Source organism: Microbacterium sp. IO18, assembly GCF_049099505.1.
GTDB lineage: Bacteria > Actinomycetota > Actinomycetes > Actinomycetales > Microbacteriaceae > Microbacterium > Microbacterium aurugineum.
In genome coordinates, this window is record NZ_JBMJAF010000002.1 from 128849 (window position 1) to 149577 (window position 20729).

Genomic DNA, 20729 nt, shown 5'->3' on the forward strand with positions numbered 1-20729 from the left:
CCTATTCCGCTGAATTCTCGCGGGACGCAGCATCCGCCGCGCCCGTCCCTGCTCTGTTCTTCTCGACCCAGCCCTCGATGTTGCGCTGGGGGGCGACGCTCATGGCCAGAGCGCCGGCGGGGACGTCCTTGCGGACGACGGCGCCTGCACCGGTCTTCGCACCGGCTCCCAGCCTAACGGGCGCCACGAGCACCGTGTGCGACCCGGTGTGCACCTCGTCGCCGATCTCGGTCCGGTGCTTGTTGACGTCGTCGTAGTTGGCGGTGATCGTACTCGCGCCGAGGTTCACGCCGCGTCCGATCGTGGCGTCGCCCACGTAGGAGAGATGGGGCACCTTGCTGCCTTCGCCGATCTCGGCGTTCTTGGTCTCGACGTACGCGCCGATCTTGCCCTTTGCGCCCAGGACCGTGCCGGGGCGGAGGAAGGAGAACGGGCCCACCGTCGCCTCGGCACCGATCACGGCGAAAGTGGCGTCCGTGCGGCGGACGGTCGCATCCTCGCCGACCTCGCAACCGACCAGAGTGGTGTCCGGGCCGATCACGGCACCCGACGCGACGACCGTGGCACGGAGGATCTGGGTGTTCGGGAGGATCGTGACGTCGGGCGAGAGCGTCGCATCGTCATCGATCCAGGTCGTGGCCGGGTCGATCACGGTGACGCCTTCGAGCTGCCAGCGGCGCACGATGCGCTGATTGAGCAGACGGCCGACCTCGGCGAGCTGAGCACGATCGTTGACCCCGAAGGTGACGGAGATGTCGGAGACGACCGAGGCCGCCACCCGATCGCCGTCGCGGCGGAGCAGTCCGGGGACATCGGTCAGGTACATCTCGCCCTGGGCGTTGTCGACCCCGACCCGAGGGAGGTAGTCCCGCAGCGTCGCAGCGCGGAACACGTACATCCCGGCGTTGATCTCGCGGACGGCGGCCTCTTCGGCATTCGCGTCCTTCTGCTCCACGATGCGGTCGACTCCCCCGTCGGCATCGCGCACGACGCGGCCGTAGCCGGTCGGGTCATCGACCAGTGCGGTCATCAGGGTGGCCGGCGCACCGGAGGCCCGGTGCTCCGCCAGGAAGGCGGAGAGCGTCTCCGCATCCGCCAGCGGGCAGTCGCCGGAGAGGACGAGCACATCGCCGTCGAAGTCGGCGGGGAGAGCGTCGACGGCCACCTGCACAGCGCGTCCGGTGCCGGGGATGTCGTCCTGGTCGACGAACACCACACCGGGGTAGTCCTCGGTCAGGGCGGCGACGACCTGGTCGCGCTCGTGCCGCACGACGACCTCGACGTGCGCGGCCTGCAGCCGTCCGGCGGTGGTGAGCACGTGCCCGACGAGCGGCCGTCCGCTGATCGGATGCAGCACCTTCGGGAGGCGCGACTTCATTCGGGTGCCCTGGCCCGCGGCCAGGACGATGATGGCGAGGTTGTTCCCAGTCATGCTCCGCCGCCAGGACTCGAACCTAGACCTCACAGCTCCAAAGGCTGTCGTGCTGCCATTACACCACGGCGGACCGCGCCGTCCCGAGGACGCCACCGGTCAAGTCTGCCATGCTCCGGCCCCGGATCCGCTGACACGGCCCCCGTCATCCGTCCGAAACACCGCTCTGGGATGCTGGCATCATGAGCATGTCGATCGAACGGGTGGTGGGCGCACGCCCCGACCTCGCCGAGTTCCTGGTCGCCCATCACGCAGAACTGGAGCACACCGCACCGGCGGAGAGCCGCCATGCACTGGCGTTCGAGCGTCTGCTCGCGCCGGGCGTGCGCTTGTTCGCCGGGCGCCTCGACGGCCGCCCCGTCGCCACCGGCGCTCTGGCGGCCGTCGAAGACGGGCATGAGGAGATCAAGTCGATGCGCACCGACCCCGCCCTGCGCGGACGCGGTCTCGGTCGCACCATGCTCGCGTTCCTCCTTGCTGACGCCGAGGCCCGCGGCATCCGCCGGGTCTCGCTCGAAACCGGAAGTGCGGAGTTCTTCGTGCCAGCGCGCGCGCTGTACGCCGCGGCCGGCTTCCGCGTGTGCGGGCCGTTCGGAACCTACGTGCTCGACCCGCACAGCGCCTTCATGGCGGTCGACCTGCCCGCAGCGTCCGGGCTCACCTCTCCGCACGCGCGATAATGGGCGGATGAGCGAGGTGGATGAGGTCGACCGGATCGTCGGCGCGTGGAACACGCAACGGCCGGACCTCGACTTCTCCCCCCTCGAGGTCCTGTCGCGGATGGACCGGCTGTCGAAGCACCTGGACCGCGCGCGGCGTGAGGTCTTCCGCCGCAGCGACCTCGAGCACTGGGAATGGGACGTGCTGTCCGCGCTGCGCCGGGCCGGTGCCCCGTTCCAGCTCTCCCCCAAGCAGCTCCTGCAGCAGACGCTGGTGTCGAGCGGCACGATGACGAACCGGATCGACCGCCTGGTCGGGCGTCGCTTCGTTCGCCGGGAGGCCGACCCCGGGGACGGACGCAGCGTGCTGGTGACCCTCACCGACGACGGCCGGATCCGCGTGGATGCCGCCATCACGCGTCTCGTCGATGTGGAGGCCGACCTTCTGCAGGCTCTCTCCCGGTCGGACCGTGAGCGCCTCGCCGGGCTCCTGCGCAAACTGAGCCTGAGCTTCGACTCGTGACCGGAGGCCGCTGATGGGCATGTCCTCTCCCCTCCCCGTCCGCGACGGCGTGGGCGCGACGCGGCTGCACGTGCCGCTCACCGGCCCGTGGCCGACGGCTGCCGCCTATATGGTCGAGCGCTTCTTCCACCTCGACCCGGAGCGACTGCTCGAGCGTTTCGACCGCGGCGACATCGTGCGTGCCGACGGCTCTCCCGTCCCGCGTGATGCGCCGCTGGGCAGCGTCGAGTTCGTCTGGTACTACCGCGAGCCCGCCGTCGAGACACGGATCCCGTTCGAGATCGAGATCCTGCATCAGGACGACCATCTCGTCGTCGTCGACAAGCCGCATTTCCTGCCCACCACCCCCGGCGGGAAGTTCCTGCAGAATTCCGCGCTGGTCCGACTGCGCAACCTGCTCGACAACCCCGACCTGGCCCCCATCCATCGCCTCGATCGGGCCACAGCCGGGCTGCTGATGTTCGCGACACGTCCGGCGACGCGCGGCGCGTACCAGCTGCTGTTCGAGAACCGGCAGGTGCAGAAGGTGTACGAAGCCGTGTCCGCACGCCCTGCGAGCGGGACGCTCCCCCCGTTCCCCGTGGTCTACCGCAACAACATCGTGAAGGCGCGCGGTCAGGTGCGCGTGCAGGTCGACGACACGAAGGAGCCGAACTCCGAGACGCTCGTCGAGCTCATCGACAGCGACGAGCGCGTCGTGCACACCCTCCTCCGCCCGCACAGCGGCAAGATGCACCAACTGCGTGTGCATCTCGCCGCCCTCGGCATCGGCATCCTGAACGATCGGTTCTACCCCGATCTTCTCGACGATCTGCCGGACGACTTCGAGCGTCCGCTGCAGCTACTCGCGCGCGAACTGCGCTTCGTCGATCCGCTCACCGGCACGGAGCGGGTGTTCCGTACGCGCCGCACGCTGCAGCACGCGCCTCGCACCGGCGCTCCCGTCAGCGACGCATGACCTTGCGCGCGAGCCGCGTGCCGAGCATCTGCACGAGGTGCACGAACACCACGATCAGGACGATCGCCACCCACATCACGACCGGTTCGAACTGCCGGAACCCGTAGATCTGGGCGAACGCGCCGAGACCGCCGCCGCCGATCAGTCCGGCCATCGCCGTCATGTCGATGAGCGCGACCACGATGAACGTGTAGCCGAGGATCAGCGGGCCGAGCGACTCGGGGATCGCCACGGTGAAGAGGATGCGCCACGGACCGGCGCCCATCGAGCGGGCGGCTTCGATCACGCCGGGCGAGACCGAGACGAGGTGCTGCTCGACGATGCGGCCGATCGCGAAGGCGGCGGCGAGAGCGATCATGAACGCGCCGGCGGTGGTGCCGATCCCCGTGCCGACGACCGCACGGGCGAACGGCTGGGCGACCGCCACGAAGAGGACGAACGGGATCGGGCGGAAGAAGTTCACCCCGAGGTTGGCGATGAGCGCGACCGGCTTGTTCTGCGAGAGTCCGCCGGGGCGGGTGACGTAGAGGATGACGCCGATCGCCAGGCCGAGGATGCCACCGAGGACGAGCGCGAACGTCGTCATGTAGAGCGTTTCGAGCGCGGCCTTCCACAGCTCGGGCCACAGTTCGTTCAAGCGATCCATCAGCGGGTCTCCTCTCCGGCGATCTCGGTGACTTCGACGCGCTGCGCGATCTCGGCGAGGGTGCGATCGATCACGGCGTCGTCACCACGGATCGCGAGCGTGAGGTGTCCGAACGCGCGCCCGCGGATGTCGTTGATCCCTCCGTACACGAGCTCGAAGTCGAGCCCGGCACCGGCGAGATCGAGGAAGACCTGAGCCTGTGAGGAGTCGCCGTCACGGAACGAGAACGTGACCAGGCGCCCCTGATGCCGCTCGCGCAGGACGGAGCGCTCGGACGGCGAGGGCACGCCCTTCACCACCGTCCCGACGAACCGTTGCGACGCCGGGTTCTGCGGCGAGGAGAAGACGTCGAACACGTCGCCCTGTTCGATCACGCGGCCGTTCTCCATCACGGCCACCTTCGTCGCGATCGTCTGGATCACATCCATCTCGTGCGTGATGACGATGATCGTGACGCCCTGCTCCCGGTTGACCCGTTGGAGCAGGTCGAGCACCTCGTGAGTGGTCTGGGGGTCGAGAGCGCTGGTGGCCTCGTCGGCGAGCAGGATCGCGGGGCCCGTGGCGAGAGCGCGGGCGATGCCGACGCGCTGCTTCTGCCCGCCGGAGAGCTGCTCGGGGTAGGCCTTGGCCTTGTCGGCGAGGCCCACGAAGCGGAGCAGTTCGGCGACGCGCTTGTCGATGTCGGGCTTCGACCACCCGGCGAGCGTGAGCGGGTAGGCGATGTTGGCCTTGACCGTGCGCGAGGAGAACAGGTTGAACTGCTGGAAGATCATGCCGATCCCGCCGCGGACCGTGCGCAGCTGGCGCTCGGTGAGCGCGGTGATGTCGACGCCGTCCACCGTGATGGTGCCACTCGTGGCCGGTTCGAGCGCGTTGATCAGACGCACGAGCGTGGACTTGCCCGCCCCGGAATAGCCGATGATGCCGAAGACGTCGCCCTTCTCGATGGAGAGGGAGACGTCGTCCACGGCGACCACTTCGGCGCCCTCACGGCTGCGCGGCGGATAGGTCTTGGAGACGTTCGTCAGAGTGACGATCGACATGTGCTGCTCCGGTCCCGGTCCTACTTCTTGTCCGCGGCGTCCTGCTGAACCTTCTTCAGTGAGGCGACCAGATCCTCCACCGGCGTCTGCAGCGCCACCGCGGTGCCACCGGAGGAGTCGAGCAGACCCTTCTGCACGGCCTCGTTCGTCTGGAAGATCTCGACCAGCGTGCGGTACGTCTCGTTGTCGGCGTCTTCGGCGCGGGCCGCGAAGACGTTCACGTACGGAAGGGCGCTGGCGTCTTCGGGGTCATCCTGCGCGATCGCGTCATCGAACGTGAGACCCGCGTCCTGCACGAAGTCGTTGTTGATGATCGCGGCGGCCACGTCCGGGAGCGAGGTCGGGATGAGCGCGGCCTCGAGCGCCGTGACCTCGACCTTGGACTTGCTGGTGTCGACGTCGGCGAGGTCCGAGTACGGTGTTCCACCGCTCTTGAGCTCGACGAGGCCGGCCTGCTGCAGCACGTTCAGCGCACGGGCCTGGTTGGAGGCGTCGTTCGGAACCGCGACCGTCTCCCCCTCGGGGATGCTGTCGACGTCGTCGTACTTCGTCGAGTACAGGCCGAGCGGGTAGATCGCGGTCGAGCCGATCGGGGTGAGGTCGGAGCCCGAGGCGTTGTTGTACTCGGCGAGGTAGACGATGTGCTGGAACTGGTTGAGGTCGATCTCCCCCTCGGTCAGCGCGGGGTTCGGCTGCTCGTAGGAACCGAAGTCGACCAGCTCGACCGTGATGCCCTCTTCGGCCGCGGCGTCGACGAACGCCGGCCACTGCTCGTCGCTCTTGCCGACGACACCGATCTTGACGACCTCGTTCCCGGACGATCCTTCGCCCCCGGAACCGGCGTCGGAAGACGCCGTGGCGCAGCCGGAGAGCGCGACGAAGAGCGGAACGGCGGCGAGCGCGGCGAGGATGGTGGTGGTGCGGCGAGACATGCGAGAGGAGTTCCTTCCTGGTGGGACTCGCCTACGTTAGACAGGCCTCCCGCCGCGCGCGGAATCGGTCTGTCACACGGCGTCACGAGCGGGTGCCGCCCGGCTCAGTCGAACTCCTCGATGCCCTGCAGCCGCACCTGCTCGAGGTCGAGGCGGGCGGAGATCCGGCGCACCACGACGTCATCGACGGTGCCGGCACCGCGGAGCCCCAACAACACCTCCCGCTTTCGGTCGAGGAGGGCGAGCTTGAGCCGCGTGTGCTCCTCGTGCCGGACCAGCGGCGAGCGCTGCGCGATGTCGACGTCGGTCGAGGTCGCGATCATCTGCAGGACCGTGCCGTCGGGCGGGTCGGCCTGATCCACCCCGGTATCGGCGACGCTCGGAGGTGCGGCGGTGCCGGCGCTCAGCGGGTCCGGCTCCCCCAGCATCTCGTCGAGGGCGTCGGCTTCCGCATCCACCAGCGCCTGCTCCCGCGCCAGGGCGCGCGCATTCGCGAACTCGAGCATCTGATACCCCTCGGAGCGCACGCGGTCGCGCACCTCCTGCCCCACGCCGTGTTCGGCGGCGAGGTCGTCGAGAGCGGCCAGGGCGGCCCCGGAGATCGCGCGCTCGGCGAGCTCGTACTCCTCGTCCTCGACGTGGTCGGCTGGGAAGCGGGCCCAGCGCACGATCGCGGGCAGGAACGGGCCCTGGACGAGCAGGCTCAGCATGATGACACCAGCGGTGACGAACACGATCTCATCGCGTCCGTTCAGAGCGCCGCCTTCGGTGATGCTCGCCGGCACGGACAAGGCGATGGCGAGAGACACCGCCCCGCGCATCCCCGCCAGAGTGGACACGACCCGCGCCCGAGATCGTGCGCCCCTCGCGGGTCGAGGATCGGTCCGCCGCTGGAACGGCACGTTCAGCAGCTGGAAGAGGTATCGCACGACCAGGAGCGTCGCCCAGACCGCGAGCGTGATGAGCACGAGGCGGCCGATCGCCGCAGCCGAGATCTCATGCACGACGTATTGCACTTCGAGTCCGATCAGGACGAACAGCGCACCGTTGAGCAGGAAGACTCCGAACGGCCAGGCCGCATCAGCCTGGCGACGGGAGGAGGCGGTCGTCACCCGCGGCGACACGTAGGCGACGATGAGTCCGGCGACGACGACCGCGAGCACACCCGAGGCGTGCACCGTCTCGGCGAGGAGGAACGCCGTGAACGGGATCAGCAGCAGCGCGACGTTGATCACGATCGTCGAGGCTGTGCGGCGCAGCAACAGGTAGCCGAGAGCGGCGACCACGGCACCGGCCGCGATCCCCCCGACATACGAGATGAGCAGATCGACGGTCACCGACAGCGGCGTGATCTGACCGCCGAGCGCGAGCGAGACCGCGATCGCGTAGAGCACCAGAGCCGTGCCGTCATTGGTCAGGCTCTCCGCTTTGAGCTTCATGAACATGCGTCGCGGGAGGAGGCGTCCGAGGGCGGCGACGGCCGTGGCGTCGGGCGGAGCGACGGCGGCACCCAGGATGAGCGCGATCTCCCACGGCATCCCGAACAGCACACCGATGCCGGCCACGGCGAAGGCCGAGGCGACGACCAGCACGGTGCTCATCGGCAGGATGTAGCGGAAGTCGCGGCGGATCGACCGCAATGAGGTCGTCAGGCTCTCCCAGAACAGCATCACCGGGAGGAACAGCAGGAGCACCGTCTCCGGGGGCAGCTGCACCTCGCGCAGCGGTGGCACGAAACCGAGGAGCAGCCCGAAGATGACCAGGACGAGGGGCAGCGCGAGACGCACGCGCGGGGCGATCAGGGTTCCGACGAGAATCGTGAGTCCGAGCAGGACCGTTACTTCGAGGCCTTCCATCCCTACCTCCCAACAGCGGTGAGAGAAGGATATTCCTCCGTCAGCCGATCTCCTCGGTGAGTTCGAACCAGCGCAGCTCCAGCTCCTCGATCTCGGCCTGCTGCTCGCTGATCTTCTTCATCCGCTCGCCGAGGCCCTCGTAGTCGGACTGGTCGTGGTCGGCCAGCGCGGTCTTGGCGGCGTTGACCTGCTGCGTGAGCTTCTGGATGCGCCGCTCGAGGGCCGACACCTCCTTCTGCGCCGTGCGCAGGGCCGCGCCGTCGAGACCTTTGGAGGTGGCGGCGGTCGTCGCGGTCGCTGCGGCCGTGGCGGTCTGCTTCGGTCCGGTCGAAGACTGGAGGTGGCGCAGCCGCAGGTACTCGTCGACCCCTCCGGGCAGGTGCCGCAGATGCCCGTCCAGGATCGCGTACTGCTGGTCGGTGACGCGTTCCAGGAAGTAGCGGTCGTGGCTGACGACCAGGAGCGTTCCCGACCAGGAGTCGAGGAGGTCCTCGATCGCGGCGAGCATGTCGGTGTCGAGGTCGTTGGTCGGCTCGTCGAGGATCAGCACGTTCGGCTGGTCGAGCAGCACGAGCAGGAGCTGCAGACGACGCTGCTGCCCACCCGAGAGGTCTTTGACCGGAGTGGAGAGCTGGGCCGAATCGAAGCCGAGCCGTTCGAGCAGCTGACCGGGAGTGAGGTCCTGCGCCTTGGAGCCCGCTCCCATCGTGTAGGAGGTGCGCAGCCCGGAGATGATCACCCGCACCGGGTCGTTCCAGTGCTGGGTGAGCTCGTCGAGGCGCTGGGTGAGCGTCTGCACCTTCACGGTCGTGCCGCGCTTGACCCGACCGACGGTCGGTTCGACCGTGCCGGAGATGAGCCCGAGGAGCGTCGACTTGCCGGCGCCGTTGACACCGAGGATGCCCGTGCGCTCCCCCGGTGCGATGCGCCACTCGACGTCGCGCAGCACGACCTTCTCGCCGCCGTCCGCCGTCGGGTAGGTCACCCCGACGTCCAGCAGGTCGACCACGTCCTTGCCGAGGCGCGAGACCGCGAGCGACTGCAGCGACACCTTGTCGCGGATCTCGGGCACATCGGCGATCAGCTCGTTGGCCGCGTCGATGCGGAACTTCGGCTTGGCCGTGCGGGCGGGAGCGCCGCGACGGAGCCAGGCGAGCTCCTTCTTGGCGAGGTTCTGGCGCTTCGCCTCGGTCGCCGCCGCCATGCGGTCGCGTTCGACGCGCTGCAGGATGTACGCCGCGTAGCCGCCCTCGAAGGGCTCGACGATCCGGTCGTGCACCTCCCAGGTCTCGGTGCTGATCTCGTCGAGGAACCACCGGTCGTGCGTCACGACCATGAGGGCCCCGGCGTTCGGCGACCAGCGCTTCTTGAGATGCCCCGCGAGCCAGGTGATGGCCTCGACGTCGAGGTGGTTGGTCGGCTCGTCCAGCGCGATGACGTCCCAGTCTCCGGTGAGGAGCTTGGCGAGCGACACCCGGCGCCGCTGACCACCGCTGAGGGAGCCGATCTCCGCATCCCAGGGCAGGTCGGTGAGCAGTCCTTCGATGACGTCGCGGATCCGCGCGTCGCCGGCCCACTCGTACTCCGGGGTGTCCCCGACCACAGCGGCGCTGATGGTGAGGTCGTCGGGGAGGGTGTCCGCCTGATCGAGCACACCGATACGCGTGCCGCCGCGCACCGTGACGCGGCCCGAGTTCGGTTCCTTGATCCCCGCGAGCATGCCGAGAAGGCTCGACTTGCCGTCGCCGTTGCGGCCGACGATGCCGATGCGATCACCCTCTTCGATGCCGAGGGTCACGGAGTCGAAGACGACCCTGGTCGGGTATTCGAGATGCAGGGCTTCAGCCCCGAGAAGATGTGCCATGTTCCTTCCAGGGTAGTCGCGCGCGGTCGGCGTGTTCTCCGACCAGCTCCCCGCGATCTAAGATCGACGGGTGCCGAAGAGTCGCCGGGTGTTCTCCCTTCTGCTCGAGGATCGCAAGGCGAAGCTGGTGCAGTCGAGAAGGCGGCCCGGTCGCTACGAACTCAGCGTCGACGGAATCCCGCAGTCCGTCGTCTCGATGACCGACCCCACCGACCTCGAATACGACTACACGCAGCACATCGCCAGAGTGATGGATGCTGCCGCTGAGCCCGGTGCGCCGCTGTTCACCGTGCACCTGGGAGCCGGTGCCCTCACGCTGGCACGCTACGTCGAGGCCACGCGCGCCGGATCGCCGCAACTCGTGGTCGAGTTCGAGCCCACCCTCTACGAGGCGGTGATCGCCGCGCTGCCGCTGTCTCCGGGCACCGATCTGCGCGTCATCTTCGGTGATGCGCGCGCAGTCGCGGACGCGGAGCTTGCCGGCGAGTGGATGGGTGCGCGGTTCACGGTCGTCGATCTCTGGGATGCCGCCGTCATCCGGCATCGCGTGGCCAGCCAGGAGTTCTATCGCCGCGTCGCCGCGCGCTCCGCAGCGGAGGGAGTCGTGGCGGTCAACCTGCTCGACGGACACCCCTTCGAGTACTCACGGCGACAGGCAGCCACCCTGCGCACGGTGTTCGACCATGTCGCCGTCGTCCTCGACGCAGAACCGAACGATGACGAAGGCCCGCTCGGCAACGTCGTCGTCTTCGCGAGCGATGAGCCGCTCGCCGTCGCGACGAACCCCGACCTCCTCGGCGTGCCGCACCCGCATACCCTCCACGGCGGCGCGCTGACCTCGTGGATCGCCGGCGCGCGCATCATGACCGATGCGGACGGCACCGACTCCCCCGACCCCGATGACCCGATCTGGGACTAGCACCTCGGGTTGATCGCGTTCGTCACCGTTTCGTGAACCCGGAGACGTGAGTCTCGATCGAATCTATCTTCGAATGGGTGGTCGGTGATGGACTGAAGTCATGACCGCACTGCTCGACGCGACCGATTCCCAGATGGCGATGCTCGCCGATCTGGTCGCGTCGCTCGAGGCCGCGGAGAGCACTCTGAGCAGCATGCAGGCGGCCCGCGACGGGCATGCTCGCGATGGCCGGACGCCTGGCCGTCGACATCGCCCGCGGCGCCGCCCACCCCGATCACGGAGACATGGCGATCCGCACGGTCGCTGCCGAGATCGGCGCTGCGCAGCACCTGAGCGACCGCACGATCGAGCGCAAGATGGCCGAGGCCTCGTGGCTCGTCGACCGATTCCCGGCGGTATGGGAGGCGCAGGGCGAAGGGCGCATCAGTGCCGCGCACTCCCGGGTCATCGTCGAGGCGGGCGCGCATCTCGACGAGGCTGCGGATCGCGCCGCCTACGCCGCGGAGGCCGTGGAGGTCGCCGTGACGGAATCCCCGAATCGGCTTCGGCGGATCGTACGGCGTCTTGCCGAGCGGTTCCAGGAGCGCAGTCTCACCGAGCGGCATCGCGATACCCGCGAGCTGCGCCGTGTGTGGGGGAAGGACCTCGACGATGGGATGGCCGAGCTGGGGGCGCGCGGACCCGCGGTCCTCCTGCACGGCATGCTCGACCGGCTGTCGCAGATGGCGCATGCGGTGAAGGAGGAGAACGCGCGAGCGGCACAGGATGCTTCGGTCGCCGGACTCCCCGCCGACGACCGCACGGTCGATCAGTTGCGCGCCGATCTGCTCGCCGACCTCGTTCTCACAGGATCCCCCGCGGGCCATGACACGGCGGACAGCCTGCTGGGCGAGGTCCGCGCCCGCGTCGAGGTCACGGTGCCGGTGCTCACTCTGATGGACGATGACGCTCCGACGACCTCATCACCGGCCGAGCTCGACGGAACGATCCCCATCGACGTCACGACCGCTCGCACGCTGGCAGGTTCCGCGACCGGCTGGGACCGCGTGCTGACGCATCCGATCTCTGGCGAAATGCTCGCTGTCGACCGCTACCGCCCGAGTGAGCATCTCCGGCGGCATCTCCGCGCGCGGGACCAGCGGTGCCGGTTTCCCGGATGCGGGATCACGGCGCGCAAGTGCGACCTCGACCACAATCATGCGGCCTCGACCGGAGGGGCGACCGCCCACGGAAACCTTGCCGCCTTCTGCCGACGACATCACATGCTCAAACACCACTCCCCCTGGCACGTCGACCAGACCTCGGGCGGCGTGCTGGAGTGGACGAGCCCGACCGGTCGCACGTACATCGACCGGCCGCCTCCGCAGAACACGGTGACCTTCACGAGTGCCGATCCGGTGACCGCACCGTTCTGAGCGCCTCCCGGGCATGTGCACCGGTTGAACGACGAACCGCCCGGACCCGAGGGCCCGGACGGTTCGCGTATCCGTGAGGATGTGTGCCGTGCGAGTTACTGGTACGACTTCACGATCTCGAGGAGGCTCGGGACGTTGGCGTATGCCTCTGCCGCGTTCTCCTTGGTCACGATGATCGGGTCGAGCAGGTAAGCCGGAACGACCTTCACGCCGTTGTCGTACTGCTCGGTGTCGTTGACGTCGACCTCTTCACCCTTCTGAAGCTGGCCGACCATCTTGATCGACTGCTCGACGAGGAGCGTGGTGTCCTTGTTGATCGTGGAGTACTGGATGCCCTCCATGATCGACTTCACCGACTCGACCTCGGAGTCCTGACCCGTGACCACCGGGACCGGCTTTCCGGCCTGCTGCACCGAGGTGATGATGGCGCGAGCGAGCGTGTCGTTCGGCGAGAGGACGCCGTCGAGCGTCTCGGAGCTGTACGTCGAGGTCAGGATCGAGTCCATGCGACGCTGGGCGTTCTCGGCCTTCCAGCCCTCGGTCGCCGTCTGGGCGATCTCGGTCTGGCCGGAGACGACGTTGAGCGTGCCGTCGTCGATCTTCGGCTGGAGCACGTCCATCGCGCCGTTGAAGAACACAGCGGAGTTCGCGTCGTCCGGCGAGCCCGAGAACAGCTCGATGTTGTACGGAGCCTCGTGCCCCGCACGCTCGGCGAGTCCATCGAGCAGAGCCTGGCCCTGCAGCTGACCGACCTTGAAGTTGTCGAACGCGACGTAGTAGTCGACGGCCTCCGTGTTCTCGATCAGACGGTCATAGGCGATGACGGTCACGCCCGCGTCACGAGCGGCCTCGACCTGCGTGGCGAGCTGCTTGCCGTCCTTCGCACCGATGATGATGACCTTGGCGCCACCGGTGACCATCGCCTGGATCTGGTTCTGCTGCTCCGCGACCGTGTTGCTGGCGGGCGCGTACTGCACGTCCGCCTTGAAGCCGGCCTCCTTGAGACCGTCCGTGAACAGCTGACCGGCGAGGACCCAGTTCTCCGAGGTCTTGTCCGGAAGGGCGACACCGATCGTGGCGTCAGCGGCGAAACCCTTGGCCTCATCCCCCGATCCCGAGTCCGTGCCACCGCCGCGCTCCGAGGAGCAGCCGGTGAGGGCGAAGGCGCCCGCGACGACAAGCGCTGTCGCCGACAGAAGAATCTTCTTCATGTGATCTCTTTCTCTGGTGTGTGAAGGTCGTGTCACGCGAGCGCGCGCGAAGCGACCTCTCCTAACCGCGCGTCTCGTCGACGGCGGGGGCTTCGTACTTCTGGCTGGTGGGATAGTTCGTCTTGGTCGGATCGAACGTGTCGGTGGCCGGATCCTGCTTGCGTCCGAATCGACGCGTCAGGAAGCCGATGATCGACGGGCGACCCTGCTGCTTGTTCCACACGTCGACACCGACGGCGAACAGGAGCACCAGACCCTTGATCATCGACACCACGTCGGCGCCGGCGCCGAGCAGGGCGAGGCCGTTGTTCAGGAACGCCATGACGAGACCACCGATGATCGACCCGATCACGGTTCCGATACCGCCCGAGACAGCCGCGCCACCGATGAAGACCGAGGCGATCGCATCCAGCTCCCAGCCGTTGCCGTCCTGCGGCCCGGAGGCCGTCGCCCTGGCGACGTAGATCATGCCGGCCAGCGACGCGAGCACCGACATGTTCATCATCACGAAGAAGTCGACCCAGCGGTCCTTCACACCCGACAGGCGCGCGGCCTGCCGGTTGCCACCGACCGCGTAGATGTGACGACCGAAGACCGTGTTGTTCGTGATGAAGGAGTAGAGGATCACCAGGGCGAGCAGGATGATGCCCGAGATCGGGAAGCTGGTCCCCTCACGCCCGGTGGCGAACAGCCAGCCCGCGATCAGGATCACGGCCGAGATGAGCACGACCTTGGTGACACTCACCCACAGCGGCGCCGTCTCGGCTCCCATCTTGTGCTGCACGCGCCGGGTGCGGATCTCCCAGAACACGATCCATGCGACACCCAGCAGCGCGAGCAGCATGGTGAACACGTTGAACGGCACGGGGATGAACGGCAGCTCGGGGAGGTACCCGGCACCGATGACCTTGAAGCCCTGCGGCACGGGAACGGACTGCGAGTCACCGACCCACTGGTTCGCACCGCGGAAGAACAGCATGCCCGCCAGCGTCACGATGAACGCCGGCACCCCGACATAGGCGACCCAGAACCCCTGCCAGGCACCGACCAGCACGCCGACCCCGAGGCCGAGGAGCACACCGAGCGGCCAGGGGAGGTTCCAGTCGGCCATGGCCTTCGCGACCACGATGCCGGTGAACGCGGCCACCGACCCCACCGAGAGGTCGATGTGGCCCATGATGATGACCATCACCATGCCGATCGCGAGGATCAGGATGTACGAGTACTGGTTGACGACGTTGATCAGGTTGCCCGAGGACAGCGTGAGGCCCGTGCCCTTGACGATCCAGGTCAGCACCTGGAAGACGACGAGGATGACGACGAGGCTGCCGAGGATGCCGAACTGGCGGAGGGTCGACTGACCGCCTCCGAACATCTTCGTGATGTCCTTGAAGTGGAAGCCGCGCTTCGTTGCGGTGGTGTCGGTGGTCATGCGGTTGCTTTCTGGGTCGCGGAGGTCATGCTGCGCATGAGGTCCTCAGGTGTCGCCTGATCGGCCGGGATGCAGTCGGTGACCCGACCTTCGAAGACGGTGTAGATGCGGTCGGAGATGCCCAGGAGCTCGGGAAGCTCGCTCGAGATGACGATGACGCCCTTGCCCTGCGCCGCGAGCTCGTTGATGATCGCGTAGATCTCGTACTTCGCGCCGACGTCGATACCGCGGGTGGGCTCGTCGAGGATCAGCAGGTCGGGGTCGGTGAACATCCACTTCGCCAGGACGACCTTCTGCTGATTGCCGCCGGAGAGTTTGCCGACGCCCTCTTCGACCGACGGGGTCTTGATGCGAAGGGCCTTGCGATAGTCCTCGGCCACGGCGAACTCGGCGCGCGCATCGACGACGCCGCGCTTGGCGATCTTCGAGAGCTTCGCGGCGACGACCGACCTCTTGATCGTGTCGAGCAGGTTGAGCCCGAGCACCTTGCGGTCCTCGCTCACGTAGGCGAGGCCGTGCTTGATCGCCGACGCCACGTCGGGCAGCACGACTTCCTGGCCGTCCTTGATCAGTGTGCCCGAGAGGAACGTGCCGTAGGAGCGGCCGAACAGGCTCATCGCGAACTCGGTGCGCCCCGCGCCCATGAGTCCAGCGATGCCGACGACCTCGCCGCGCCGGACGGTGATGTTCGACCCCTTCACGACCATGCGCTCCGGGACGGTCGGGTGCTGCACCCACCAGTCCTTGACCTCGAAGAACACCTCGCCGATCTCGGGGGTGCGATCCGGGTAGCGGCTCTCCAACGACCGACCGACCATGCCGCGGATGATCCGGTCCTCGTTGATCTCGCCACGGGAGATGTCGAGCGTCTCGACCGTGCGACCGTCGCGGATGATCGTGATCTCGTCGGCGATCTGCTCGATCTCGTTGAGCTTGTGGCTGATCATGATCGACGCGATGCCCTTGGCCTTGAGCCCGAGGATCAGGTCGAGCAGGTGCTGCGAGTCGTTCTCGTTCAGGGCGGCGGTCGGCTCGTCGAGGATCAGTAGCTTGACGTCCTTGTTGAGCGCCTTCGCGATCTCGATCAGCTGCTGCTTGCCGACACCGAGCGTCTTGATCTGCGCATCCGGATCCTCGTTCAGGCCCACGCGGGCGAGCAACTCGATCGTGCGCTCTTTCTGGGCCTGCCAGTCGATGCGTCCGCCGCGCTGGATCTCGTTGCCGAGGAAGATGTTCTCGGTGACGGACAGCTCGGGGATCAGCGCGAGTTCCTGGTGGATGATCGCGATGCCGGCCTGCTCGCTGGCGACGATGTCCTTGAACCTCTGCTCCTGGCCGTAGAGCAGGATCTCCCCCTCGTAGGTCCCGTAGGGGTACACCCCGGAGAGGACCTTCATCAGAGTCGACTTCCCCGCGCCGTTCTCGCCGCAGATGGCGTGGATCTCGCCGGCGCGGACGGTGATCGAGACGTTGGCGAGCGCCTTGACGCCCGGGAACTCCTTGGTGATGCTGCGCATCTCCAGGATGGGGCCTGACACGGTAGGCAACGTTGCTGTGGTGCTCACGGATCTTCCTTGCGACGTGCGGTCACCTTCGATGTGACCGTTCACATTGAAATACATCGTCCACTCACGACGAAGCGCTGTCAAGTCCGCTCCGGTATTTCGGATACCGACCGTGACCCCACCGCGATCCGCGCGATCCCGCGCCTCCAGGCGAGGCCAGGGATCGAAAGGATTCGATGATCGCGAACGTCGCGCGGTGCGCGGTACGAACCCGTCAGCGAGCGGCGGCGGACTCGCGCGCGCGCAGGACCGTCTGCAAGGGGCCGAACGCCGGGGCTTCCTCGCCGCGGATCTGTGCGAGGAGGATCCGCACGGCGCGCCGGCCCAGCTCCGGGAAGTCCTGATGAACCGTGCTCAGTGTGGGAGCCACATGCGCGGCGACCGGGATGTCGTCGAACCCGATCACGCTCACGTCGTGCGGCACACGGAGTCCGGCGTCGCGGAAGCCGTGCATGAGCCCGATCGCCATCAGGTCGTTGGCGGCGAACACCGCCGTGAAGTCCCGCCGTCGCGAGAGCTCCTTGCCTGCGAAGTACCCGAAGTCGGCGGTCCAGTCCCCGCGGATCGGCGGGAACGTCGGCAGATCCGCCTCACGCAGCCCGTCGAGGTAGCCGCGCATGCGCGACTCCGCCTCGATCCAGTCCTGCGGGCCCGCGAGGTGCAGGATGTCGCTGTGGCCGAGGGAGATCAGATGCTCCGTGGCCGCTCGGGCCCCCGCCACCTGATCCGCCGACAGGCTCACCCCGTCGGAGCCCGACGCGGTCTGCAGCGTGACGAAAGGCATGTCGACCGACATGCCGCGGAGGACATGGAACACGCGCACCTGCGGGGCGAGCACCACGATGCCGTCCACCTGCTCGCGCGCCAGCTGGCGCACCGCATTGCCGATCGCCTCCGGAGTCGTCGCCGGGAGGTTGAGGGTCGAGACCGCGTAGCCTTCCTCGCGCGCCGCATCCTCGATGCCCGCGATCGAGGAGGTCGGCCCGAACTCCCCGATCGTCGCGGACAGGATCCCGAGCACGTTCGACTTGCTGGTCACCAAAGCGCGGGCGGCGAGGTTCGGCCGATAGTCGAGCACGGAGATCGCGTCGAGGACCTTGGCCTTCGTCTCGGGGCGGATGCTCGGGTGGTCGTTCAGGACTCGGGAGACCGTCTGATGAGACACCCCGGCGAGGCGGGCGACATCGCGGATGCTCGGCTGCCGCGCACGCTCGGCTGCACTGGACATCAGGTGCCTCCTCGCGTGTGCACGGTCACATCGTCACTTCATTATGTCTGCCGGGGCGCGCGGGTGCATCTTTCGAGCACGGTCGCTGCGCAGGACGGTCGTCCGCGGGCACCGCCGGTCAGCCGATGATGCGGGCGCCCGGAACCGGGCCGTGCACGTGCAAGGGATCGAATCCGGACGCCCGCAGAGCGGACTGCACGTCTTGGGCCGTCTCCGGATCGGGGCACAGGAGTGCCACGGTCGGCCCCGAGCCGGACACGATGCCCTGCAATGCTCCGGCGGCGACCCCCTGCGCGATCGTGTCGGCGAGATCGGGACGCTCGGAGAGGGCTGCGGGCTGCAGATCGTTCTCGAGACACGCGGCGAGCTGCCCCGGGTCGCCCGACCGGAGCGCCTGCAGGACCGGGATCGGCACGTCGAGCGACAGCGGCGGATCATCGGCGAGCGCGCCCTCCTCCTCGCGCAGCTGGTCGAGGCGCCCATAGACGACGGGCGTCGACAAGCCCTCCTCACTGGGCACCAGGATCCAGTCGAAGCGTCCGCGGGCGAGCGCCGGGTTCAACTGGTCGCCGCGCCCGGTTCCGACCGCGGTGCCGCCGTGCAGGGCGAACGGCACATCCGCGCCGAGACGGGCGGCGAGGTCATGCAGCCGTGCTTGTGACAATCCCGTTCCCCACAGCGCATCGCAGGCGACCAGGGCGGCAGCGGCATCCGCCGAGCCTCCGCCCATGCCGCCGGCGACCGGCACGCTCTTGCGGATCTCGAGGGCGACGCCGCCTCGATGATCCACGGCGACGGCGAGGAGCTTGGCCGCGCGCATCGCCAGGTTGCGGTCATCCAGCGGAACCGAATCGACATCCTCCACCCCGGAGACCGTGACCGAGAACTCGTCAGCGGGGCGCGCGATGACGTCTTCGTAGAGGGACACCGCCTGGAAGACCGTCGCCAGCGCGTGATACCCGTCGTCGTGCCGACCCCCGACCCCGAGGAAGACGTTGATCTTGCCCGGTGCGCGTACGTGCACGGAGTCGGTGGACGCGGCGAGGCTCATGAGCGGATCACAGTTCCGAGGACTTCGCCCACAGATTCACGTCGATCGCGCCGGCCAGCTCATCGATGCGGGCGAGCTCCTCCGTCTGGAAGGCGGGTCCGTTCACCGCGGCGATGTTCTCGTCGAGCTGTTCGGGACGCGAGGCGCCGATCAGGGCGGAAGCCACGACGGGGTTGCGCAGCGTCCACTGCAGCGCGAGCTGGGCGAGAGACTGACCACGCCCCTTCGCGACCTCGTTCAGCGCACGCAGCGTCTGCACGGCTTCGTCGGTGAGGCGCCCGTCCGGCAGCGAACCGCGCTTCTGCGCACGCTCCGCCGTGCCGTCCCCCAGGTACTTGTCGGTCAACAGCCCCTGTGCCAGCGGCGTGAAAGCGATCGCACCCAGGCCCGACTGCTCGAGGGTGTCGGTCAGGCCGTCTTCCACCCAGCGGTTGAGGATCGAATACGCGGGCTGGTGGATGACCAGCGGCGTGCCGAGGTCCTTCGCGACCGCGACGGCCTCGGCCGTGCGCTCGGCGCTGTAGGACGAGATGCCCACATAGAGCGCCTTGCCCTGACGCACGAGGGTGTCGAGCGCCCCGATCGTCTCGGCGATCGGGGTGACCGGGTCGACCCGGTGCGAGTAGAAGATGTCGACGTAGTCGAGACCCATGCGGGTCAGCGACTGCTCGGCGCTGGCGAGGATGTACTTGCGGCTCGCGAAGTCGCCGTAGGGGCCGGGCCACATATCCCAGCCGGCCTTCGACGAGATGATCAGCTCGTCGCGGTACGGACGGAAGTCCTCCGCGAAGATGCGACCGAAGTTCTTCTCGGCCGAGCCGTAGGGCGGGCCGTAGTTGTTCGCCAGATCGAAGTGCGTGATGCCGCGGTCGAACGCGTGGCGCAGCAGTGCGCGTTGGTTGTCGAGCGGGATGTTGTCGCCGAAGTTCCACCACAGCCCGAGCGAGATCGGGGGCAGATACAGGCCGGACGTGCCGACCTGGCGGTAGGCGAACTGCTGATAGCGGCTCTCGTCCGCGGCATACGGACGGTGCAGCTCGGGGACATCGGGGCGGAAGCGGGGGGAGTCGGTCACGGTGCCAGATTACTGGGTGAGGCGACGTCGTCGTCGAGGACATCGGACGCCGCCGCCTGCTGCGCGATCCGGTGGTAGTCCTCGACGGTGAGATCTTCGCCCCGCGCCGTCGGTGCGACACCGGCGGCGGTCAACACGTCGGACGCCGCTGCGGAGCTGCCGAATATCCCCGACAGAGCCTGGCGGAGCATCTTGCGGCGCTGGTTGAACGCCGCATCGACGATCCGGAACGTGCGGCGACGCTCCTCCTCGGTCCCCCGCTCCCCTTCGGAACGGTCGAAGCCGACGAGCAGGCTGTCGACGTTCGGCACCGGCCAGAACACCTGGCGGGAGACGGTGCCGGAGAGCTTCCACTCGCCGTACCAGGCGGCCTTGACGCTGGGCGACCCGTAGATCTTGGAGCCCGGTTCGGCGGCGAGCCTCTCGGCGACCTCGGCCTGGACCATCACCACGCCGCGTTGCAGGTAGGGGAAGCTCTCGAGGAAGTGCAGCAGCACCGGCACCGACACGTTGTACGGGAGGTTCGCGACCAGCACGGTCGGCTCTCCGGGCAGTTCCACGATGCGCAGGGCGTCGGCGTCGACGACCGTGAGCCGCTCGGCCTCCACGCCGTGCGCGGCGGCGGTCTCGGCGAGTCGCGCGGCGAGGCGGTGATCGATCTCGACCGCGGTGACCGAAGCCCCGGTCTCCAGGATCGCCAGCGTGAGCGAGCCGAGTCCGGGGCCGACCTCGACCACGCGCTCGCTCGGCTGCACCCGGGCCGCCTGCACGATCTTGCGGACGGTGTTGGCGTCCGTGACGAAGTTCTGGCCGAGTTTCTTCGTCGGAGTGACGTCGAGCTCAGCGGCGAGGCGGCGGATCTCGGTGGCGCCGAGCAGGGTGACGGTCATCCTCCCATTGTCCCCCACGCGGCAGATGTC

18 protein-coding genes and 1 tRNA gene are annotated in these 20729 nt (G+C 68.1%); 5 read left to right on the plus strand and 14 right to left on the minus strand.

Annotated elements, in window-relative coordinates; genetic code table 11:
• Position 1: 1 nt before the first annotated feature.
• Positions 2 to 1432 carry a bifunctional UDP-N-acetylglucosamine diphosphorylase/glucosamine-1-phosphate N-acetyltransferase GlmU gene (glmU, locus tag ACLF6J_RS12245; RefSeq protein ID WP_134351786.1) on the minus strand — a complete coding sequence of 477 codons (1431 nt, stop codon included), beginning with the start codon at positions 1430 to 1432 and terminating at the stop codon, positions 2 to 4.
• Between the two features lies 1 nt (position 1433).
• A tRNA-Gln gene (locus ACLF6J_RS12250) sits at positions 1434 to 1505 on the minus strand.
• Between the two features lie 109 nt (positions 1506 to 1614).
• Here ACLF6J_RS12250 and ACLF6J_RS12255 point away from each other — a divergent pair.
• From ACLF6J_RS12255 to ACLF6J_RS12265, 3 genes are read left to right on the plus strand one after another with little or no spacing between them, the layout of a single operon-like run.
• Positions 1615 to 2112: a GNAT family N-acetyltransferase gene (locus tag ACLF6J_RS12255; protein WP_134351788.1), complete on the plus strand. Its 498-nt coding sequence runs from the start codon at positions 1615 to 1617 to the stop codon at positions 2110 to 2112.
• Between the two features lie 7 nt (positions 2113 to 2119).
• Complete coding sequence (locus tag ACLF6J_RS12260) at positions 2120 to 2614, plus strand: MarR family winged helix-turn-helix transcriptional regulator (protein WP_047519203.1); 495 nt, start codon at positions 2120 to 2122, stop codon at positions 2612 to 2614.
• 19 nt (positions 2615 to 2633) lie between these two features.
• On the plus strand, positions 2634 to 3572 hold the full coding sequence (locus ACLF6J_RS12265) for a pseudouridine synthase (protein WP_208526471.1): 939 nt from the start codon (positions 2634 to 2636) through the stop codon (positions 3570 to 3572).
• Here the strand turns inward: ACLF6J_RS12265 and ACLF6J_RS12270 are convergent.
• The 5 genes from ACLF6J_RS12270 to ACLF6J_RS12290 form a co-directional block, all read right to left on the minus strand.
• Positions 3559 to 4218 (minus strand): methionine ABC transporter permease, encoded by a 660-nt coding sequence (locus ACLF6J_RS12270; protein ID WP_134351792.1) that lies wholly within the window; start codon positions 4216 to 4218, stop codon positions 3559 to 3561. The genes ACLF6J_RS12265 and ACLF6J_RS12270 overlap by 14 nt on opposite strands.
• Positions 4218 to 5261: a methionine ABC transporter ATP-binding protein gene (locus ACLF6J_RS12275; protein ID WP_134351794.1), complete on the minus strand. Its 1044-nt coding sequence runs from the start codon at positions 5259 to 5261 to the stop codon at positions 4218 to 4220. Before ACLF6J_RS12275 ends, ACLF6J_RS12270 begins: the two co-directional genes overlap by 1 nt.
• A 20-nt stretch (positions 5262 to 5281) precedes the next feature.
• On the minus strand, positions 5282 to 6193 hold the full coding sequence (locus ACLF6J_RS12280) for a MetQ/NlpA family ABC transporter substrate-binding protein (protein WP_047519190.1): 912 nt from the start codon (positions 6191 to 6193) through the stop codon (positions 5282 to 5284).
• A gap of 104 nt (positions 6194 to 6297) precedes the next feature.
• On the minus strand, positions 6298 to 8049 hold the full coding sequence (locus tag ACLF6J_RS12285) for a Na+/H+ antiporter (protein ID WP_134351796.1): 1752 nt from the start codon (positions 8047 to 8049) through the stop codon (positions 6298 to 6300).
• A gap of 40 nt (positions 8050 to 8089) precedes the next feature.
• Positions 8090 to 9913 carry an ABC-F family ATP-binding cassette domain-containing protein gene (locus ACLF6J_RS12290; protein WP_134351798.1) on the minus strand — a complete coding sequence of 608 codons (1824 nt, stop codon included), beginning with the start codon at positions 9911 to 9913 and terminating at the stop codon, positions 8090 to 8092.
• Positions 9914 to 9983: 70 nt separating this feature from the next.
• Between ACLF6J_RS12290 and ACLF6J_RS12295 the strand changes: the two genes are divergently transcribed.
• Positions 9984 to 10832 carry a spermidine synthase gene (locus tag ACLF6J_RS12295; protein ID WP_134351800.1) on the plus strand — a complete coding sequence of 283 codons (849 nt, stop codon included), beginning with the start codon at positions 9984 to 9986 and terminating at the stop codon, positions 10830 to 10832.
• A 224-nt stretch (positions 10833 to 11056) separates the two neighbouring features.
• A complete protein-coding gene (locus ACLF6J_RS12300; RefSeq protein ID WP_166804650.1) occupies positions 11057 to 12247 on the plus strand; it encodes an HNH endonuclease signature motif containing protein in 1191 nt (396 codons plus the stop codon).
• 95 nt (positions 12248 to 12342) lie between these two features.
• On the opposite strand, the gene ACLF6J_RS12305 is transcribed toward ACLF6J_RS12300, so the two are convergent.
• The 7 genes from ACLF6J_RS12305 to rsmA form a co-directional block, all read right to left on the minus strand.
• On the minus strand, positions 12343 to 13458 hold the full coding sequence (locus ACLF6J_RS12305) for a sugar-binding protein (RefSeq protein ID WP_047519173.1): 1116 nt from the start codon (positions 13456 to 13458) through the stop codon (positions 12343 to 12345).
• A gap of 61 nt (positions 13459 to 13519) precedes the next feature.
• Positions 13520 to 14890, minus strand: coding sequence for a multiple monosaccharide ABC transporter permease (mmsB, locus tag ACLF6J_RS12310; RefSeq protein ID WP_047519171.1), 1371 nt, complete (start codon positions 14888 to 14890; stop codon positions 13520 to 13522).
• Complete coding sequence (gene mmsA, locus ACLF6J_RS12315) at positions 14887 to 16512, minus strand: multiple monosaccharide ABC transporter ATP-binding protein (RefSeq protein WP_421076899.1); 1626 nt, start codon at positions 16510 to 16512, stop codon at positions 14887 to 14889. The genes mmsB and mmsA overlap by 4 nt, the downstream gene beginning before the upstream one ends.
• Positions 16513 to 16669: 157 nt before the next feature.
• Positions 16670 to 17683 carry a LacI family DNA-binding transcriptional regulator gene (locus ACLF6J_RS12320; protein WP_047519167.1) on the minus strand — a complete coding sequence of 338 codons (1014 nt, stop codon included), beginning with the start codon at positions 17681 to 17683 and terminating at the stop codon, positions 16670 to 16672.
• Positions 17684 to 17801: 118 nt separating this feature from the next.
• A complete protein-coding gene (locus ACLF6J_RS12325) occupies positions 17802 to 18734 on the minus strand; it encodes a 4-(cytidine 5'-diphospho)-2-C-methyl-D-erythritol kinase (protein WP_131491566.1) in 933 nt (310 codons plus the stop codon).
• 7 nt (positions 18735 to 18741) lie between these two features.
• On the minus strand, positions 18742 to 19809 hold the full coding sequence (gene mgrA, locus ACLF6J_RS12330; RefSeq protein ID WP_047519163.1) for an L-glyceraldehyde 3-phosphate reductase: 1068 nt from the start codon (positions 19807 to 19809) through the stop codon (positions 18742 to 18744).
• Positions 19806 to 20699 carry a 16S rRNA (adenine(1518)-N(6)/adenine(1519)-N(6))-dimethyltransferase RsmA gene (gene rsmA, locus ACLF6J_RS12335; protein ID WP_134351804.1) on the minus strand — a complete coding sequence of 298 codons (894 nt, stop codon included), beginning with the start codon at positions 20697 to 20699 and terminating at the stop codon, positions 19806 to 19808. The genes mgrA and rsmA overlap by 4 nt, the downstream gene beginning before the upstream one ends.
• Positions 20700 to 20729 lie beyond the last annotated feature (30 nt).

Coding starts and splice junctions, on each gene's coding strand:
- ACLF6J_RS12270 (WP_134351792.1), bottom strand. CDS start 4,218: ATGGATCGCTTGAACGAACTGTGGCCCGAGCTGTGGAAGGCCGCGCTC.
- glmU (WP_134351786.1), bottom strand. CDS start 1,432: ATGACTGGGAACAACCTCGCCATCATCGTCCTGGCCGCGGGCCAGGGC.
- ACLF6J_RS12300 (WP_166804650.1), top strand. CDS start 11,057: ATGGCCGGACGCCTGGCCGTCGACATCGCCCGCGGCGCCGCCCACCCC.
- ACLF6J_RS12305 (WP_047519173.1), bottom strand. CDS start 13,458: ATGAAGAAGATTCTTCTGTCGGCGACAGCGCTTGTCGTCGCGGGCGCC.
- ACLF6J_RS12260 (WP_047519203.1), top strand. CDS start 2,120: ATGAGCGAGGTGGATGAGGTCGACCGGATCGTCGGCGCGTGGAACACG.
- ACLF6J_RS12285 (WP_134351796.1), bottom strand. CDS start 8,049: ATGGAAGGCCTCGAAGTAACGGTCCTGCTCGGACTCACGATTCTCGTC.
- ACLF6J_RS12275 (WP_134351794.1), bottom strand. CDS start 5,261: ATGTCGATCGTCACTCTGACGAACGTCTCCAAGACCTATCCGCCGCGC.
- ACLF6J_RS12280 (WP_047519190.1), bottom strand. CDS start 6,193: ATGTCTCGCCGCACCACCACCATCCTCGCCGCGCTCGCCGCCGTTCCG.
- ACLF6J_RS12255 (WP_134351788.1), top strand. CDS start 1,615: ATGAGCATGTCGATCGAACGGGTGGTGGGCGCACGCCCCGACCTCGCC.
- mmsB (WP_047519171.1), bottom strand. CDS start 14,890: ATGACCACCGACACCACCGCAACGAAGCGCGGCTTCCACTTCAAGGAC.
- ACLF6J_RS12325 (WP_131491566.1), bottom strand. CDS start 18,734: ATGAGCCTCGCCGCGTCCACCGACTCCGTGCACGTACGCGCACCGGGC.
- mmsA (WP_421076899.1), bottom strand. CDS start 16,512: ATGTATTTCAATGTGAACGGTCACATCGAAGGTGACCGCACGTCGCAA.
- rsmA (WP_134351804.1), bottom strand. CDS start 20,699: ATGACCGTCACCCTGCTCGGCGCCACCGAGATCCGCCGCCTCGCCGCT.
- ACLF6J_RS12320 (WP_047519167.1), bottom strand. CDS start 17,683: ATGTCCAGTGCAGCCGAGCGTGCGCGGCAGCCGAGCATCCGCGATGTC.
- ACLF6J_RS12290 (WP_134351798.1), bottom strand. CDS start 9,913: ATGGCACATCTTCTCGGGGCTGAAGCCCTGCATCTCGAATACCCGACC.
- ACLF6J_RS12265 (WP_208526471.1), top strand. CDS start 2,634: ATGTCCTCTCCCCTCCCCGTCCGCGACGGCGTGGGCGCGACGCGGCTG.